Raw genomic sequence first — 16,458 nt, 5'->3', positions numbered from 1 at the left:
TGGAATACGGGGGCACGAAGGCCCGGCCATGCATGGCAATTACAGGGCCAATCTACGCATTATCGGGCGTTTCGGCGAGCTGCCGGTTTATCTCCTGAATGAAATCCAGCACCTCGTCGCGGCCAGTTTTTTCCTCCGCCGACGTTACGAAATGCCGAGGTACCTCATCCCAGGTTTCTTCCATTTTTTGAATGTAGTCCAGCACATTTTGCTGCGTGCGGGTACCCGATTGTTTATCAGCTTTGGTAAATACCATAACAAATGGAATTCCCTCACTGCCCAACTGCTCCATAAATTCGAGGTCCACTGCCTGCGGTGAATGGCGCGAATCGACCAGCACAAAAACGCACGCCAGATTTTCCCGTTTGCGTAAATAGAAATTAATCATGCGCTGCCACTTCACGCGCGAATCTTTGCTGACTTTTGCGTAGCCATAGCCCGGTAAATCAACCAGATACCAATTGTTATTAATAATAAAATGATTGATTAGCTGCGTTTTACCCGGCTGCGAAGAGGTTTTGGCCAGCCCTTTGTGGTTGGTGAGCATGTTGATGAGCGACGACTTACCCACGTTGGAGCGCCCAATGAAGGCATACTCGGGCAGCGTAGGGGCGGGGCAGTCCTCCACGCGGGAGTTGCTCATCAGAAATTTGGCGTCCTGGATATTCATGCGTTGAGCGTAAGCTGAAAGACAAAGGTAGATATTCGGCCGCAGCTCCGGGGATCCATAATTTTTTGGAGAAAAACCTTGTAATTTAAGTAGTCGAACTATATTTGTGCGTCCGGCAATGACTGCAGGAAAGGTTTTGAATGCGAATACTTCACTTATTTTCGTCTGCGAAGCCAGTTATTTTACTGAATTGGATGCGACCAAGTCCGTATTATAAAATTTCTATCTTTGCCCGCTTATTCCCCGGTTCGGGGAATGCTTTTTGTAGTCAAAATACGAAGCTAATCGCCTTTTTTTGCGCCCAGCTTCCCCTTTTTGTCTATCCCGCCTCAACCCTGAGGCGGGTTTTCAGTATAAGAGGCAACTCTTGAAAACCCACTCGCGCAATCGGCGTTTTGGGCGTTCACTCCCCCTTTGCAACTCCTTATTTCCCTAACCCCTCCAACAATGGACAACTTAGTCAGAAGGTTATTGAAAGCCTCGTGCGCCTTCGCGCTTACGGCTGCTATGGCCCAGCCTGCCCTGGCTCAGAGCACACGAAAGCAACTCAAGGCTGCCAATAAGTATTTTTCGCAAGAGAACTACCGGGCTTCGCTGCCTCTCTACGAGCAAGTGCTGGCCAAGGAGCCGAACAACGCCCAGGCGCTGTTCCGGGCGGGTATTGCCTACATGTCATTTGACAAGGAAAAGGCCAGCGACTACATCTACAAGGCTCAGCGCCTGAAGAAAAATGTATCGAAGGATGTGGAGTACTGGCTGGGTCGGGTAGACCACCTAAACTACAACTTCGACGAGGCTATTTCGCATTTTCAGGCCTACAACGCCACACTGAAAAGCAAGGATACCCGCAAAAAGGAGTTGGCCCAGCTGATTCAGCACAGCAAGAACGCCAAAGTGCAGTTCAACAGCCCCAAGGATATCTTTGTGAAAAACCTGGGCCCCACTATCAACACCCAGTGGTCGGAGCATAGCCCAGTAATTTCCAACGACGACAAGGTGCTGTTGTTCACCTCCCGCTCCGATAACATGAGCAATGCCCCGGCGGTAAACCCCGATGGCAAGTTGAACGACAAAAACAAAATTGCCGCCGACGGCCAGTACTACGAAAACATCTACGAGGCCAAGCGCATCGATGATGAGAACTGGGAGAAGCCCCGCTCCTTGAGCGGTGTGCTCAACGGCAAAGGCCACGATGCCTCTATTCAGGTGTTCGACAACGACACTAAGCTGCTCATGTACCGCAACGACGAGAACGGGGACATCCTGTACTCGGAAAAGTCGGGCACGGACTGGACGGAGCCCAAGAAGCTCAACAAGAACATCAACACGTCGGGCTTCGAGTCGGACGCTTACATCACGCCCGATGGCCTAACGATTTACTTCTCGACCAGCAAGTACTCGGAAGACAACACGCTGGACATTTACACCGCTACCCGTCAGCCTGGTGGCGACTGGGGCCCGGCTAAAACCCTCGGTAACGCCGTGAATACGGTGTACGATGACGATAGCCCGTACCTGAGCAAAGATGGCAAGACGTTGTACTTCTCGTCGCGCGGCCACAACACGATGGGTGGTTACGATATCTTCAAGTCGGACTGGGATTCGGTGGGCCGCAAGTGGGGCCGTCCTGAAAACATGGGCTACCCCATCAACACGCCCGATGATGACACGTACTACCGTCTCTCGCCGGATGGCTCGTATGCCTACCTGTCTTCGTACCGCATAGGCGGCTACGGGGAGAAGGACATCTACACGATCAACTACATCAAGAACGCCATCATCCGGGGCCGCGTGCTGAGCCAAAAGGACAGCACCGTCATTCCGGGTGTACAGCTTGTGTTTAGTGGCACCCAGGCCGATAAAACGGCGCTGAGCTACAACGACGTAACCAAGCCCGTAACCGGCGACTATCAGGTAAGTGTGCTTTCGGGCCGGACTTATCAGGTAGCTGTGTCGAAGGATGGCAAGAACATCGAAACCCAGGAGTTCCCCGTTCCAATTTCGACCAACGATTCGACGGTAATCACCAAGGATTTCTACGTACCGTATGTGGATACCTCTGGAACCAATATCGCTCAGTTGAAGCCGATTTACTTCGATACCGACAAGTACAAGCTGCGGCCGGAGTCGATTACGGAGTTGAACCGCATCAGCGAAGTGCTGAAGGCTAACCCCGGTATCAACATTTCCATTGAGGGTAACTGCGACTCGCGGAACACGGATGAGTACAACATCGTACTCGGCCAGAACCGCGCCGATGTGGCCTACAACTACCTGAAGAAGTCGGGTATTGCCGAAACCCGCATGGTGACGGTAAGCTACGGTGAGCGTCGTCCGGTAGCCGCCAACGATTCGCCGGAAAACATGCAGCTTAACCGCCGCACCGATTTCCGTGTGATTCTGAAGGAAGGCGAAACGGCTCCGAACATGGTGAACCCCACGCCAACTTCGGGTGCTAACTCGACAAATTCCACCAACTCTTCCACGACCGGCACGCGCACCACGGTGCCGCTGCAGCCCGGCAAGAGCAAAGCCAAACTGCCCGACGGCACGAAGGTGAAAACCAAAGTGGACGAGGACAGCGACAAAGTGAAGGTGAAAACCAAAGGCGCTAACGACGAGAAGAGCAAGACCGTAACCAAGGACGGTACCATCGACTCGAAGGCCAAAGACGCTGACGGTAGCAAAACCAAAGTAAAGACTGACAACGACTAAGCCGTTGAAGTCAGGAGTTAAAACGGGTCGGGCAAGCAGCCCGGCCCGTTTTTTTTTAACATAATGCGGGGCGGACCGTTGTATTTGGGCAATTTTGCCTGAGTTCCCCCGTTCTTCGCCCTGAGAAGTATGTCCGTAGTACCCTACAAAGACGACGCCGCCGACAAAAAGTCCCAGGTGGCCCACATGTTCAACAGCATTGCCGGCAAGTATGACTTCCTGAACCACTTCCTGAGTGTGGGCACGGATATCTACTGGCGGCGCAAGGCCGTGGACGAGCTGAAACAGCTGCGCCCGGCCCGGGTGCTGGATATTGCTACCGGTACCGCCGACTTTGCCATTGAAACCCTGCGTGCTGCCACGCCCGATGCTCAGATTACGGGCGTGGATATTTCGGAGGGGATGTTGGAGGTGGGCCGCCGCAAGCTGGAGCAGAAGGGCCTGGGCCACCGCATCCGGCTGGAGCTAGGTGATTCGGAAGCCCTGCCGTTTCCGGACGACCACTTTGATGCCGTGACGGCTTCGTTTGGGGTGCGCAATTTCGAGAACTTGGAAAAGGGCCTTTCGGAGATGTATCGGGTGCTGCGGCCGGGCGGGAAGATGGTGGTGCTAGAATTCAGCAAGCCCACTGCTTTCCCCATGAAGCAGGCCTACAACTTCTACTTCAAAAACATTCTGCCGGTATTCGGCAAGCTGATTTCTAAAGACCGCGCCGCTTATACGTACCTGCCCGAATCGGTGCAGGCTTTCCCGGATGGTCAGGAGTTTCTGGCAATTCTGCGTAAAGTTGGCTTTACTTCCCCCGCATGGCAACCCCTCACGTTCGGCATCAGCTCAATTTACACCGCTCAAAAATAATGCGGCTAACCCTGGTGGCAGCGGCTCTGGTGGTGCTGCCGCTGGGGGCGCAGGCCCAGAAAAAAAGCCTGAGTGGCGCGAGCAAAGGCAAAAATGGCCGGGTGAAGTCGGTGACGGTGAACAACCTGCCGGGCTACGATGACCGGTGGCTGCACCTAGGCATGTACGTGGCCCCCAACTTCTCGCGCTACAAGCTTGAACATGCCTCCGGTTACCCCAGCCAGGGAGTTTCGGCCAACTCGGTAGTCAGCCCTGGCGGTTCGGTGGGTTTTCTGGCCGATCTGCGCATCGGGGAGTACGGCGCGCTCAATTTCGCGCCCGGCGTAAGCTTCCTCACGCGGCGCATCGAGTTCAAGCCCTATGGCTACTCCCAGAATCTGCAGCAGTACCCCAACGACCCGGAGGAAATTGCGGATCAGGAAATAGGGACGACCCAGGTAGATTTTCCGCTGCTGTTCAAGCTGAAATCGGAGCGGCGACGCAACTCCCGGGTATACATTATCGGGGGAGTAAAGCCGAGCTTCACAATTGGTGGCCGCAAAAAGGATGGGGAGCTTACGCTGTTGGAAGCCGGCCGCTCAGATTTCGCCATTGAATATGGCGTGGGCATGGATCTGTTTTACCCGTTTTTCAAATTCTCGCCAGAACTGCGCTTCTCCCATGGCCTTACCAACCTGTACGTGCCTGGCAATACCGACGTGTACAGCCGCAGCCTGCAGAGCATGAAAAGCAATACCGTTACCCTGTACCTCAATATCTGGTCGGGCCGCTAACCCTGTTTTCTCCCATGATCAAAACTGCGTTTATCACCGGGGCTTCCTCGGGAATTGGCCGGGCGACGGCCGTGGCCCTGGGTAAAGCCGGCTTTCAGCTGGTGCTTGCTGGCCGCCGCCGGGAGCGGCTGGAAGAGCTGGCCCGGGAGCTGGCGGAGGTGCCCACACAGTTACTCACCTTCGATGTACGCGACCGGGCCGCCGTGGAAGCGGCCGTGCAAAGCCTGCCCGTTGCGTTTCAGGACGTGGATGTGCTCATCAACAACGCCGGTAACGCCCACGGACTGGCTCCCATCCAGAGCGGCAACCCGCAGGACTGGGACGATATGCTGGATGGCAACGTGAAGGGCCTGCTGTATGTGAGCCGGGCCGTGCTGCCCGCCATGACGCGCCGCAACGCCGGCCATATCATCAACATCGGCTCCATTGCCGGGTATGAGGCATATGCCAACGGTAACGTGTACTGCGCCTCCAAAGCCGCCGTGGCTTCCCTCACCAAATGCATGCGGCTGGATCTGCTGCCCCACCACATTCGGGTGGCAGAGGTGAACCCCGGGGCCGTGGAAACGGAGTTTTCGGCAGTTCGCTTCAAAGGCGACACGGAGCGGGCGGCCAAGGTGTACGACGGGTTTGAGCCGCTGCGGGCCGAGGACATTGCCGATGTCATCCAGTTCATGGTAACGCGCCCGCCGCACGTTAACATTGCCGAAGTCCTGATTCTGCCCACTGCCCAGGGAGCCGCTACCACTATCCGGCGGGAGTAAGGTTTCAAAAGTCGAAACGAAAAAGCACGCGAGCCAGCTCTTTTGAGCCGGCCCGCGTGCTTTTTCGTTCTACGTATTTATATTTATTGATGCGCCTGTTCCGTCAGCTGGCTAAGCGTAGGGCCGTGCAGCGTATGCGTACCAGTAAACCGTAGCACGGCAGCTTCTACGCCTACCCGACGCAGAAACTCCTGTTGCTGACTAAGTGCTTCGGCGGTGATAAACTCGTCCTCGGTGCCGCACACCAGCGTGACGGGCAGGTTATACAGCAGATCGGTGGCGGTGGGCAACGCCATATCGGGCGGAAAGGCGCCGGCCCAGAGGATGAGGTGGGCCGGCCGGAAAGGTGCCTGCGCCAGCCAGCGACTGACGGTGGCGGCACCCTGGGAAAAGCCCAGTACCGTAACAGCTGCTTCGGGCGCGGCCTGGGCCAGCAGCCTTTCGGCCAGCTGGTTGAGGTATGCTACGTAATCGTCGATTTCCGTCAGCCGGTCTTCTCGCGTCATCCAGGTAGCCCCCACCCGGCCGCCGGTTCCCTGCAGGTAGAATCTCGACAAGCCTTCGGGCGCAACGATGACCAGCGCCGGGTCGGTGGCCGTGAGGTGGGCAAAGTGCCGAATGAAATATACTGCCAGCTGGCCGTAGCCGTGCGCCACGAACCACACCCGGCGCGTAGCCGCCGACAACTCGCCCAGCTGGTAGTAGCGGGCCGTGCGGGTGACCGGAAAATGCTGTTCTTGCGCAAGCATATAGGGAATCAGATGCAATAGTGAACCGGTGAGTTTAACACGTTGGCGGCTTCGGCAGAAGTAATCAGCAAGAAAAACTCACCAGTTCCACCAGTTTCTATTGCGTCGCTGGCAAATCATCGGCGGTGAAGCCGAAGGGGAGCAGATCGGAGAGGGAGCGGAAGCGGTAAATACTGCCATCGGGGCCGGGCAGGAGCAGCGGAATGGCCTGCTTCTGGCGGTGCTCGTACTCAACCATCACCTGGCGGCAGGCCCCACAGGAGGTCACCGGTACAAAGTCGCCGTTGGCGGGGCGGGCGGCCACAGCCATGCCCATGATGCGCCGCTCCGGCTGCGTGGCCGCCAGCCCGAACAGAGCAGTCCGCTCGGCGCACAGGCCCGAAGGGTAGGCGGCATTTTCCTGATTGGTGCCCCGAAAAACCGAACCGTCATCGAGTAGCAGGGCAGTGCCCACATGAAAGTGGGAGTAGGGCGCGTACGCGTAGTCGGTAGCCGCGCGGGCAGCCTGCCAGGTGGTAGCTTCGGCGGGAGTAAGTTCAGCTTCGGAAGCCACCACCTCTACGGTGATGGTCAGGTGAAGGGGATGAGCCATCGGGGGGGACAAAGAACGGCCCGGCACCGACACGCGGCCCCGGGGAGTGAAAAGGGGCGGCGAATGTACAATATTTTACCGGATGTAGCAGAGGTATATGGGGGTTTTTAAGGCGGGATAAATAGGAGGGAGTGCGGGGAAATGTGAAATTAAAGTGGGAGAATGCACAAGCGTAGATGAGGCCATTAAGCCTTGTAAGGCACCAAGCAGGAATCGGAACATACCGTGCCTGACGACACGCTGCTGCTATCTTCACCCCATTCCGTTCCCCTTCCAACCTTCCGTTCCCGGAATCTCCCCGATATTGGCGGCTCAGTTCTCCCCACCTTCCTCCCCACCTATGACCCGTATCCTGCTTCTGGGAGCCGGCCGCTCGGCTTCCTCGCTTATCCAATACCTGCTGCGCCACGCTGCTACCGAAAGCTGGTACCTGACCGTGGCCGACGTGCAGTCCGCCCACCTGGTGCCTGTATTGGCCGCGCACACCGAGTATGCCCGCGCCGTGCCCTTCGACGTGCATGATGAAGCGCGGCTGGAAGAACTGGTGCCGCAGGCTGATATTGTGATTTCCATGCTGCCGGCGCTGTTTCATGCTCCCGTGGCCCGGGCCTGCGTGCGGCACCGCCGACACCTAGTAACGGCGAGCTACGTGAGTGAAGAAATACGGGCGCTGCACGCCGAGGCGGAAGCGGCCGGCGTCACGGTGCTGATGGAATGCGGCCTCGACCCCGGCCTCGACCATATGTCGGCCATGCGCGTGCTGGCCGATATTCGGCGGCGCGGGGGCCAGTTGACGTCGTTTAAATCGTACTGTGGCGGGCTTCTGGCCCCGGAATCGGAAGGGGATAATCCGTGGAAGTATAAGTTTACCTGGAACCCGCGTAATGTGGTGCTGGCGGGCCAGAGTACGGCGAAGTTCTTGGAGGCCGGCCGTTTGCGCTTCATCCCGTATCAGCAGTTGTTTGCCCGCACTGAACTTCTCACGGTGCCCGGTTTCGGCAAGTTTGAGGGCTACGCCAACCGCGACTCGCTGAGCTACCTCGCCCCCTACGGGCTGGGAGCTATTCCCACGATGCTGCGCGGCACCCTACGGCGGCCCGGCTATTGCGCCGCTTGGCATGCGCTGGTGCGCCTGGGCCTCACCGACGACACTGTGCACTTGGCCAACCCCGCTACTTTGACGTGGCGGGAGATACTGGAAGCCTACCTGCCCGCTACCATTACTGCTGCCGACACGTTCAGCCGCGTAGCTGCCTACCTCCAACTCGACCCGCAAGGCCCGGAAATGCAGCGGCTGGCCTGGCTGGAGCTGTTTTCTGACCGCCCCGTAGGCTTGCCCGATGCCACGCCGGCCCAGCTCTTGGAAAAGCTGCTCACCGAAAAGTGGGCTTTGCAACCCCACGACAAGGACATGATTGTCATGCAGCACCAGTTCGAATACGAGTTGAACGGCCAGTTGTATGCGCAGACTTCTTCGCTGGTGGTGCTGGGCGACGACGCGGTACACACGGCCATGGCCAAAACCGTGGGGCTGCCAGTAGGCATGGCCGTGCGCCAGCTGGCCCAAGGCCAGCTAACTCGTCGGGGCGTCGTCATTCCCACGCTGCCGGAGGTGTACGAGCCCATTCTGGCGGAACTGGAGCAGGAGTACGGCATCCGGTTCGTGGAGGAAGAACATGCGCTGCCGACAGGAGAGGCCGCTGAAATCGGAGAATAACCCGGCCCGCTAAGCGTTGAAGGGCCCATGAACTACTACCTGCGGCTGCGTTTGCGCGTGCTGGGCCGATTGTTTCGGGAACTGGGCTGGGGGCGGCTGCTGGTGCTGGGTATGTTCCTGGCGCTGGCAACCGGGCAGGCACTCTTCACGGCGGCGGCCAGCCCAGCACTGGTGTGGCTGGTGCCGGTAGCCGTAGGTAGCTTGGTGCTGAGCCTGCACCGCCGCCGTGCCGACCTGCCGTTTCTGCGGCTATCAGCGCCTGGTTTTCGGGCTTGGCTGGCGGTCGAATACGTGTTACTTAGCTTGCCGGTGGCACTGGTGCTGCTGGGCCGGGGCCGGCCAGCTGCGGCGGGAGCCGTGCCGCTGCTGGCGGCCCTGGCGGCCCTGGCGGCCCTGGCACCGGCTGCCACGGCTGGTGCCGGGCGCGGTGCCGGGCGCAGTTGGTTTCGGAGCGTGGCGTTTGAGTGGGTGAGCCTGGGGCGGCGCTGGTGGCTGGGACTGGGCTGGTTGGCGTTGCTGGCGGCGGCTGGCGCTACCCGCGCCACGGCTACCGGGCCCGCGCTGGCCGTGGTGGGCTGGCTGCTGCTGCTACTCGATGCCTACGGCCCAGCCGAGCCCCTCACATGGCTGCTCCCCGTCCTGGTTCGGCCAACGGCGTGGCTGCGGAGCCGCATCGGGTGGGCGTTTTTGTATTTCGGCCTCACGGCGGCCCCATTAGCTTTTCTAATGGCGCAAAGTCCGGCTGGCTTGGGCGGTACGCTGGCCCTGCTGCTCTGGTGCGCGCTGGTCCTGACGATGCTGGTGCTGGCCAAGTATGCCTTCTACCCGCACGCTACGCTAAGCCGCCTGACACAGGCCGGGGCGGTGGTAGTGGCCGTATCCATCCTGGGAAGCAATCCGGCGTACCTGGCCCTGCTAGTGGCATGTCTGTTGGGGCTGATATTGAAAAGTCGTCGGCAGCTGTCCCGCTTTGTACCGGCTGCGCCACCCGAAAATACGGCCGAAGCAGTAGGTCTGTAACAGCTTTTTCCTGGCCGGATAGTGCCTGAATGCTATGCTTGAAATTCTCAATCTGCGCAAAGGATTTGCCGGCACGCCGGTGCTGCACGACGTGAGTTTGACGTTACAACCCGGTACGCTGCATGGGCTGGTGGGGGCCAACGGGGCGGGTAAAACCACGCTGCTGCATTGCCTCTACGGGGTGTATCCGCCCGAGGCGGGCACCGTTCGGGAAGGCTCCGGCCGGCCCGTCCGGGAGCTGACCGGGCTGCTGCCTTACGAACCGTATTTCTATCCGCGCATCACGGGTCGGGAGTATGTGGAGTTCTGTCTGCAGGCCCGCCACCGCCCCGTACCCGACCTGCGCCGCTGGAACGAGGTACTGGAGTTGCCGCTGGACCGCTACGCCGAAGACTACTCCGCCGGCATGAAAAAGAAGCTGGCTCTGTTGGCGCTGCTGGTACAGAATTTCCGCTACCTCGTGCTGGATGAACCCTTCAACGGCCTCGACCTGAGCACTAACCTGTTGCTGATGGCTGTGTTGCGCCGACTGCGGGAACAGGGCGTGGGTATTCTGCTCACCTCTCACCTGCTGGGCTCCCTCACGGAGCTGTGCGACGACATTACGGTGCTGGCCGAAGGCCGGGTGCTGCGCCGGTACGCGACCTTCGAGTTCAGCCAGCTGGCGGGCAACATGCTCGACGCGCTGCACCAGCAGAAACTCACCACATTGGCCGAGCTGCTACCCTGACCGACAGACTCGCTATAAGGCCAGATAAAACGGCCCCAAAAGCTCCCGGAACGCCGCCGAATACTCCTCGGAGCCGGCTTCGTGCAGTAGGAGCGGCCGAATTACCACGGTGCCCGGCCGGCGGCTGAAGGCGGTGATGTGGCGCAGCGGCTTGCTGCCCGGGCGGTGGTGCAGCACCAGCCGGGTCAGCGGGAACAGGCCGGCCTGGGCTGCTTCCCGCTCAAACTGCTGCATTTCCAGGGGCGGGAGTAGCACCGTGAGCTGCCCGATGGGGGTGAGAAATGCCGCCGAAAACCCGGCTAGCTCCGCAAAAGTCAGGGAGTCTTCGGCGGTGTGGCGGGCGGTAGTGCGCCGGGCGTCGGGGGAGCGGAGGGAGTTGCGGAAGAAGGGCGGATTGCACAGGATGCCGTCGAAGGTCACCGGGCAGATGGCGGCCAGCTGTGCCAGCGGCATGGCGTGCAGCGTGAGCCGGTCGGCCCAGGGGCTGGCGGCAAAGTTGGCCCGGGCCTGGGTGGCGGCGGCCTGGTCCAACTCCACGGCCTCAACCAGCACCGTGGGGTTGCGCTGGGCGGCCATGAGGGCCAGCAGGCCGGTGCCGGTGCCGATGTCCAGCAGGCGGGTGAAGCCGGTTACGTCGGTAGCGGCCCCCAGCACGCAGGCATCGGTGCTTACCTTCATGGCGCAGTCGCCCTGCTCCACGCGGAACTGTTTGAACTGGAAGTAGTCGTTGGGCATGGAAAACGCAGGCTACGCCCGCTGCCGCTCAATCAGCTCGTAGCCCTCATCCGTCAGCAGCGGGCCGCGGGTGGCGCTGTGTACGGCGAGCTGGTCGCACCGCTCGTTTTCGGGGTGGCCGTTGTGGCCGCGCACCCAGCGGAACTGCACTGTGCGCTGCTTGTATACCTTCACGAAGCGCCGCCAGAGGTCCTCGTTGGCTTTTTTGCCGAAATCGGGCTTGTTCAACCAGTTAAACACCCACTTCTTCTCCACCGAGTCCACCACATACTTCGAGTCAGTCACGACGGTAATGGGCAACTCCGGGCGGTTGATGGCCTCCAAGCCCACAATCACGGCCAGCAGCTCCATGCGGTTGTTGGTAGTGAGGCGGAAACCCTGGGTCAGCTCCTTTTCGTGCTGGCCGAAGCGCAGAATGGCCCCGTAGCCCCCCGGCCCCGGGTTGCCCCGCGAGGAGCCATCGGTGAATAAGTAAATCAAGCGGAAAGCGGTAAAAGCCGGAAAACCGCCGCAAGGTACGAAGTGGGAATTGTTGGATGGGTGAATGGCTGGATTGTCGAATGGTACTTATTAGCCTAATCCGACAATTCAACCATCTATCAGTTCAACAATTCACCCACCCATCCATTCACTCACTCTCCTTGATCAATTGGCGGCGGTAGTTGGCCAGGATGGTGGATTTGAGCAGGAAACCCAAGTACCGGTCATCAAGGTCGAGGACGGGCAAAGCCCAGCTGCCCAGCTGCTCCATGCAGCGCAGCGTGTCCAGTAGCGTATCGTCGGGGCGGACGATGGCGGGCGGTTCGTGCATCAGGTCGCGTACGCGGGTGGTGTTGTAGTGCTCGTCGTCGAAGAGGGCGTCGCGCACAGTATCGAGGCTGATGATGCCGTGCAGGTGGCCGGCGGCATCCACCACCGGAAACAAATTGCGCGAGGCGTGCCGGAAGGTGGTCACCAGCTCGCCCAGCGTGTCCTCGGGATGCACGGGCAGAAAATCGGTCTGGAGCAGGCTGCGCACATCCAGCTGGGCCAGCAGGCCCCGGTCCCGGTCCTGGTTCACGTACACGCCCTTCTGCACCAGCTTGCGGGTGTATACCGAGTAGGGCTCGAAGTAGCGCGTAATCAGGTAGGAGCCCGAGGTGACCACCATCAAGGGTACAAATAGCGCGTAGCCCCCGGTTATTTCGGCAATCAGGAAGATGCCGGTAAGGGGCGCGTGCACCACGCCGGCCAGCGTGCCGGCCATGCCCAGCACAATAAAATGCACTTCGGAAATGGGGTAGAGGCCGCTCAGGTTGATGAGCCGGGCAAACACGAAGCCGCACAACGCGCCCGCAAACAACGACGAGCCGAACATACCCCCGTTGCCGCCCGAGCCGATGGTAATGGTAGTAGCCACCACTTTCAGCAGCATGCTACCCGCCGCCACCAGCAGCACCAGCCACGCGCTCTGGTCGTCGAACACATCGAACAACGAGCCGTCCACGAGCTGCTCGGCGTGGCCACCCAGCAGCAGCTGCACAATGTTGTAGCCCTCGCCATACAGCGGCGGAAACAGGAACACTAGGCCGCCCAGGGCCAGCCCGCCCAGCAGCACCTTGCGGAACGTGCCCGGCAGCTGCTCAAAGTACGTGTCGGCCCAGAAATACACCCGGATCATGTACACCGACAGCAACGCCGTAAACACAGCCAGCATCAGGTACAACGGCACGGCATCTACGGGCCAGCTGGTGGTGATAAGCACGAACGGCTGCCCAGCGTACAGCGCCTTGGAAACCACCGTGGCCGTGGCCGAAGAAATCAGCAACGGCACGAAATACGCCGCCGACAACTCCGAGAGAATTACTTCCACCGCGAACAGCACTCCCGCAATGGGCGAGTTGAAGATGGCCGCCACACCCGCCGCCGCGCCGCAGCCCGTGAGCAGCCGCCGCTCCCGCCGCCCGATGCGCAGAATGCGCGACACGTTGGAGCCCACGGCCGAGCCCGTAACAGAAATCGGGGCCTCCAAGCCCGCCGAACCCCCAAACGTGACCGTCAGAAACGACGAAACCAGCTGCGAGTACAGCTTACTGCGCGGCACCACGCTGCCCTGGCGGGCAATGTTATAGATAATCGGGCCGATGCCCCGGCCCAGGTTGCCCCCGAGGAAATACCGCGTAAACAGCACTGTGAGGGCAATGCCGATAATCGGGTACAGCGAGTTGGTAAACACCCGGTACTCCATCGGAACCCAGCTGCTGAGGCCCTTCTGCGAGTCGTGCACCAGCGTTTTGAGCACCACGGCCGCTAGGCCGGCCAGCACACCCACTAGCATGCTCACCAGAATCAGGTACACCCGGTCGCTGAGGTGACGGGCCCGCCATAGCAGGAGCGGACGAAGCAGCCGATGAATGGTGTTTTTAGGCATAGGCGCGCTGGGGGTGGACGGCAGCCGAAAGAGGTGGTGTGCAACCTAACGAAAAGTTAGGCGGATTGGGTATTAAGTTCCCTCCGGAACGTCATTACGAGTGTAGCGAAGCGGAGCCGAGGAATCTCGCGTGCTGATGTCTGATTACTCTTGCAACGTCAGCACGCGAGATTCCTAGCAAGCTTGGAATGACGTTCTGGAAAGGCACTTCCGATTCATCACCCGGCCAGCGAAGGAACGCCCAGGCCGGCCCCGACGAGTTCCTGCTTGACCTGCTGCATCAGGCGACTTTTGAGCTGGAGTACGCCCCGGCGGTAATCCTCGGAATCGGCCCAGAAGTACACGCGCAGGTCGGCGGTAGTGGCGCTGGCTTTCTCTAGGTTCACGTAAGGCGCGCGCGGCGACTGTTGCACCTCCGGCACCGTGCGCAGGTACTGTAGAATGATGTCGGTGGCCACGTCGGGGGTGGTGTCGGGGCCGAGGTCGACGCTGATGAGAAATTCCTGGCGCAGGTTGCCGTCGCGGGTGTAGTTGATGAGGGGCTCCTTGAGTACCATGGAGTTGGGCAGGAAAATATGCTTGCCATCGAAGGTGCGGATGAGGGTAATACGCAGATTTAGGGCTTCTACGTGGCCCACGAGGCCTTTTATTTCTACCGTGTCGTTGATGTGGAACGGACGATTGAAGGCCAGAATCACGCCGGCCAGAAAGTTCTCGGCAATATCCTTGAAGGCAAAGCCTACGATAAACGCCGACACGCCTGCTGCCCCCACCAGGCTCCCCACAATGCCCGAAAAGCCCAGAATATTAAGCGCAATGAGCAACCCCAGTAGCACCATCACCCACTTGCTGATGTTCGCCAGAAAATCGGCCAGCAGCGGGTCGGCGGAGCGGCTGCGCAGCCGCCCGCCCAGCAGCGCGCTGACGCGGTTGGCAATGAATACGGCGGCTACCAACAGTACCAGCGCCACCAGCAACTTAGGCAACACAAACAGGAAGTGTTGCCAGTAGGTAGAAATGACGCGGTGCAGATCCTGAATCATAAGCGGAAAGGTTAAGCAGAAAGCAGTGCAAAAGAGCAGAAAACCAACTAAAGCAAAGCCCCGCCGGCGTGCGCCAGCGGGGCCAGAATACTAGGCTATACGCAGAAAAAGACCCCTCAGGTTAACCGAATTGTCTTCAAACCCGGGCCGGGCGGTTCATCCAGCGCCAGAAAATCAGCCCGCCCAGGGCGTAGGCCCCCACATCCAGCCAGTCGGCCGTGACGCTGGTGCTGAACCGGGGCCAGATGCCTTCGAACCAGATGGCCGTAAACAGCCAGCAACTGAAAATCCAGCTTGGGGGTAGCACAAACTGCGGCTGTCGGAAGTAGTAGCGGCGCATCCACCAGAGCATCAATGTGAGTTCCAGCGGCAGCGTCAGCACGTCGGTGAGCTGGCCGTTGAGGACAGTAGGCCACCAGCTCAGGTGCAGCAGTGGGCCGCCGCGTTTCTGGGTAAGGGCCAGCAGATACAGGCCCACACCCGTCCAGAACAGCGGCTGGCGCAGCTCGGCCGGCAGCCTCAGCCGGCTAACAGGGTTATCAGCCATAACACAAACGCCATGAGGGCTCCGAAAGCCAATTGTCCGCCCCGGATGAGGTACTTGAAGAACCGCACCAGCGGCTTGTCATCGGGCCTGATTTCAATGAGCATGAGGGAAGACACTGGCCGCTGGGCCAGGGCCTCCCGCGCCTGCTCGCTGCGCAGGCGCTGCGGGTCCAGCAGCTGCCCGCACCGCTCGCACTGGTCGGTAGTCAGCTGCTGCCAGTTGCTCCAGTACCCGCAGGCCGGACATTTTTTGGTGGCGGTCAAGTGATGAAGTGGTGAAGTGGGGAAGCGGTGAAATTGTAGACAGATAGAACGGCAAATATTAAGATCGTCATTCCGAGTGGAGCGAGGAATCTCGCGTGCTGAGGTGGTAATGCTAGCCAGACATCAGTACGCGAAATTTCTCGGCTCGGCTCCGCTGCGTGTCTGGCCTGATGCGCCACATGCTCGGAATGACGTTCAACGTCAGTACGCGAGATTCCTCCTTCGTCGGAATGACGGTCTTTATCGAACCGCGCCGCTGGCTTACAGCTCCATAATATCCTCGTTCCAGAGCGTGGGCTCGTCGGCAATGAAGTCCTGCATCATCTGCACACACTCGTCCAGGTTCAGGTCCACCACTTCCACGCCGTGGCTTTCCAGGAACGCCCGCGACTCGCCAAACGTGCGCGATTCGCCCACCATCACCTTCGGGATTTTGAACTGCACGATGGTGCCAGCGCACATGTAGCAGGGCATCAGGGTGGTGTAGAGTACTGTGTCGCGGTAGCTGCGCTGGCGGCCGGCGTTGAAGAGGCAGTCCATTTCGCCGTGCTTGATTGGGTTATCCTCCTGCACGCGCTTGTTGCGGCCCCGGGCCACAATCTGGCCGTCGCGCACGAGTACTGAACCAATCGGAATACCGCCTTCCTGGCGTCCTTGCCGCGCTTCGTCGATGGCGGCCTGCATGAATTCGTCCATAATGGGGGAGGGGGAAATGGGTAAGAAGAAAAGCAAAGGTATTTTTACTGGTATACAAGATGGGCCAAGTATGAAAATTCAGGTGGAGAGGAGCAGCTTATGGTGCCCAAGGATAGGTCTTTGGGAGTGTCTGAATGGCTCCCCCAGTTTTAATTTCTAGCCATATAAAGGTAGTT

The 16,458-nt window shown here is 59.6% G+C and carries 17 protein-coding genes; 7 read left to right on the top strand and 10 right to left on the bottom strand.

Annotated features, from left to right (window positions below):
* Positions 1-52: 52 nt before the first annotated feature.
* Positions 53-670, bottom strand: a complete 618-nt coding sequence (gene yihA / locus HSW_RS13535; RefSeq protein ID WP_044002367.1) for a ribosome biogenesis GTP-binding protein YihA/YsxC — start codon at positions 668-670, stop codon at positions 53-55.
* Positions 671-1,177: 507 nt separating this feature from the next.
* Here yihA and HSW_RS13530 point away from each other — a divergent pair.
* From HSW_RS13530 to HSW_RS13515, 4 genes are all read left to right on the top strand, one after another.
* Complete coding sequence (locus HSW_RS13530; protein ID WP_044002366.1) at positions 1,178-3,385, top strand: OmpA family protein; 2,208 nt, start codon at positions 1,178-1,180, stop codon at positions 3,383-3,385.
* A 129-nt stretch (positions 3,386-3,514) separates the two neighbouring features.
* Entirely contained in the window at positions 3,515-4,243 is a 729-nt protein-coding gene (gene ubiE / locus HSW_RS13525) for a bifunctional demethylmenaquinone methyltransferase/2-methoxy-6-polyprenyl-1,4-benzoquinol methylase UbiE (RefSeq protein WP_044002365.1), read from the top strand.
* Positions 4,243-5,016 carry a type IX secretion/gliding motility protein PorT/SprT gene (gene porT / locus HSW_RS13520; RefSeq protein ID WP_052346430.1) on the top strand — a complete coding sequence of 258 codons (774 nt, stop codon included), beginning with the start codon at positions 4,243-4,245 and terminating at the stop codon, positions 5,014-5,016. The genes ubiE and porT overlap by 1 nt, the downstream gene beginning before the upstream one ends.
* Positions 5,017-5,030: 14 nt before the next feature.
* On the top strand, positions 5,031-5,780 hold the full coding sequence (locus HSW_RS13515; protein ID WP_044002364.1) for an SDR family NAD(P)-dependent oxidoreductase: 750 nt from the start codon (positions 5,031-5,033) through the stop codon (positions 5,778-5,780).
* An 83-nt stretch (positions 5,781-5,863) separates the two neighbouring features.
* Here HSW_RS13515 and HSW_RS13510 read toward each other — a convergent pair whose 3' ends face one another.
* Both HSW_RS13510 and cdd read right to left on the bottom strand, forming a co-directional pair.
* Positions 5,864-6,529: an alpha/beta hydrolase gene (locus HSW_RS13510; RefSeq protein WP_044002363.1), complete on the bottom strand. Its 666-nt coding sequence runs from the start codon at positions 6,527-6,529 to the stop codon at positions 5,864-5,866.
* Positions 6,530-6,626: 97 nt separating this feature from the next.
* A complete protein-coding gene (gene cdd / locus HSW_RS13505; protein WP_044002362.1) occupies positions 6,627-7,121 on the bottom strand; it encodes a cytidine deaminase in 495 nt (164 codons plus the stop codon).
* Between the two features lie 340 nt (positions 7,122-7,461).
* Between cdd and HSW_RS13500 the strand changes: the two genes are divergently transcribed.
* Genes HSW_RS13500 through HSW_RS13490 form a run of 3 tightly spaced genes read left to right on the top strand, consistent with a single transcriptional unit; the run spans position 7,462 to position 10,588 of the window.
* Positions 7,462-8,838, top strand: a complete 1,377-nt coding sequence (locus HSW_RS13500; RefSeq protein WP_044002361.1) for a saccharopine dehydrogenase C-terminal domain-containing protein — start codon at positions 7,462-7,464, stop codon at positions 8,836-8,838.
* A 27-nt stretch (positions 8,839-8,865) separates the two neighbouring features.
* Positions 8,866-9,858 carry a hypothetical protein gene (locus tag HSW_RS13495; RefSeq protein ID WP_044002360.1) on the top strand — a complete coding sequence of 331 codons (993 nt, stop codon included), beginning with the start codon at positions 8,866-8,868 and terminating at the stop codon, positions 9,856-9,858.
* Between the two features lie 34 nt (positions 9,859-9,892).
* Positions 9,893-10,588, top strand: coding sequence for an ATP-binding cassette domain-containing protein (locus HSW_RS13490; protein WP_052346429.1), 696 nt, complete (start codon positions 9,893-9,895; stop codon positions 10,586-10,588).
* Positions 10,589-10,600: 12 nt separating this feature from the next.
* Here the strand turns inward: HSW_RS13490 and HSW_RS13485 are convergent, their stop codons facing one another.
* The 7 genes from HSW_RS13485 to HSW_RS13455 all read right to left on the bottom strand — a co-directional run bounded on the left by HSW_RS13485 (position 10,601) and on the right by HSW_RS13455 (position 16,282).
* Entirely contained in the window at positions 10,601-11,323 is a 723-nt protein-coding gene (locus HSW_RS13485; protein ID WP_044002359.1) for a tRNA1(Val) (adenine(37)-N6)-methyltransferase, read from the bottom strand.
* Between the two features lie 12 nt (positions 11,324-11,335).
* On the bottom strand, positions 11,336-11,803 hold the full coding sequence (gene rnhA / locus HSW_RS13480) for a ribonuclease HI (RefSeq protein ID WP_044002358.1): 468 nt from the start codon (positions 11,801-11,803) through the stop codon (positions 11,336-11,338).
* 148 nt (positions 11,804-11,951) lie between these two features.
* On the bottom strand, positions 11,952-13,733 hold the full coding sequence (locus HSW_RS13475; protein ID WP_044002357.1) for a chloride channel protein: 1,782 nt from the start codon (positions 13,731-13,733) through the stop codon (positions 11,952-11,954).
* Positions 13,734-13,951: 218 nt separating this feature from the next.
* The gene (locus tag HSW_RS13470; RefSeq protein ID WP_052346428.1) at positions 13,952-14,776 is read right to left on the bottom strand and encodes a mechanosensitive ion channel family protein; all 825 of its coding nucleotides are present in this window, start codon (positions 14,774-14,776) and stop codon (positions 13,952-13,954) included.
* Between the two features lie 136 nt (positions 14,777-14,912).
* On the bottom strand, positions 14,913-15,323 hold the full coding sequence (locus tag HSW_RS13465) for a hypothetical protein (protein ID WP_155832975.1): 411 nt from the start codon (positions 15,321-15,323) through the stop codon (positions 14,913-14,915).
* Positions 15,296-15,586 (bottom strand): hypothetical protein, encoded by a 291-nt coding sequence (locus HSW_RS13460; RefSeq protein ID WP_044002355.1) that lies wholly within the window; start codon positions 15,584-15,586, stop codon positions 15,296-15,298. Before HSW_RS13460 ends, HSW_RS13465 begins: the two co-directional genes overlap by 28 nt.
* 261 nt (positions 15,587-15,847) lie before the next feature.
* Positions 15,848-16,282, bottom strand: a complete 435-nt coding sequence (locus HSW_RS13455) for a nucleoside deaminase (protein ID WP_044002354.1) — start codon at positions 16,280-16,282, stop codon at positions 15,848-15,850.
* Positions 16,283-16,458: the final 176 nt, after the last annotated feature.

Source organism: Hymenobacter swuensis DY53 (assembly GCF_000576555.1).
In the GTDB taxonomy this organism is placed as follows: domain Bacteria; phylum Bacteroidota; class Bacteroidia; order Cytophagales; family Hymenobacteraceae; genus Hymenobacter; species Hymenobacter swuensis.
The sequence above is the reverse complement of the archived record's forward strand: the minus strand, read 5'-3'. Positions and strand labels throughout refer to the sequence as shown.

Excerpts from the sequence above, each read along its gene's own strand:
- yihA (WP_044002367.1), bottom strand. The coding sequence starts at position 670 with ATGAATATCCAGGACGCCAAATTTCTGATGAGCAACTCCCGCGTGGAG.
- HSW_RS13530 (WP_044002366.1), top strand. The coding sequence starts at position 1,178 with ATGGCCCAGCCTGCCCTGGCTCAGAGCACACGAAAGCAACTCAAGGCT.
- ubiE (WP_044002365.1), top strand. The coding sequence starts at position 3,515 with ATGTCCGTAGTACCCTACAAAGACGACGCCGCCGACAAAAAGTCCCAG.
- porT (WP_052346430.1), top strand. The coding sequence starts at position 4,243 with ATGCGGCTAACCCTGGTGGCAGCGGCTCTGGTGGTGCTGCCGCTGGGG.
- HSW_RS13515 (WP_044002364.1), top strand. The coding sequence starts at position 5,031 with ATGATCAAAACTGCGTTTATCACCGGGGCTTCCTCGGGAATTGGCCGG.
- HSW_RS13510 (WP_044002363.1), bottom strand. The coding sequence starts at position 6,529 with ATGCTTGCGCAAGAACAGCATTTTCCGGTCACCCGCACGGCCCGCTAC.
- cdd (WP_044002362.1), bottom strand. The coding sequence starts at position 7,121 with ATGGCTCATCCCCTTCACCTGACCATCACCGTAGAGGTGGTGGCTTCC.
- HSW_RS13500 (WP_044002361.1), top strand. The coding sequence starts at position 7,462 with ATGACCCGTATCCTGCTTCTGGGAGCCGGCCGCTCGGCTTCCTCGCTT.
- HSW_RS13495 (WP_044002360.1), top strand. The coding sequence starts at position 8,866 with ATGAACTACTACCTGCGGCTGCGTTTGCGCGTGCTGGGCCGATTGTTT.
- HSW_RS13490 (WP_052346429.1), top strand. The coding sequence starts at position 9,893 with ATGCTTGAAATTCTCAATCTGCGCAAAGGATTTGCCGGCACGCCGGTG.
- HSW_RS13485 (WP_044002359.1), bottom strand. The coding sequence starts at position 11,323 with ATGCCCAACGACTACTTCCAGTTCAAACAGTTCCGCGTGGAGCAGGGC.
- HSW_RS13475 (WP_044002357.1), bottom strand. The coding sequence starts at position 13,733 with ATGCCTAAAAACACCATTCATCGGCTGCTTCGTCCGCTCCTGCTATGG.
- HSW_RS13470 (WP_052346428.1), bottom strand. The coding sequence starts at position 14,776 with ATGATTCAGGATCTGCACCGCGTCATTTCTACCTACTGGCAACACTTC.
- HSW_RS13465 (WP_155832975.1), bottom strand. The coding sequence starts at position 15,323 with ATGGCTGATAACCCTGTTAGCCGGCTGAGGCTGCCGGCCGAGCTGCGC.
- HSW_RS13455 (WP_044002354.1), bottom strand. The coding sequence starts at position 16,282 with ATGGACGAATTCATGCAGGCCGCCATCGACGAAGCGCGGCAAGGACGC.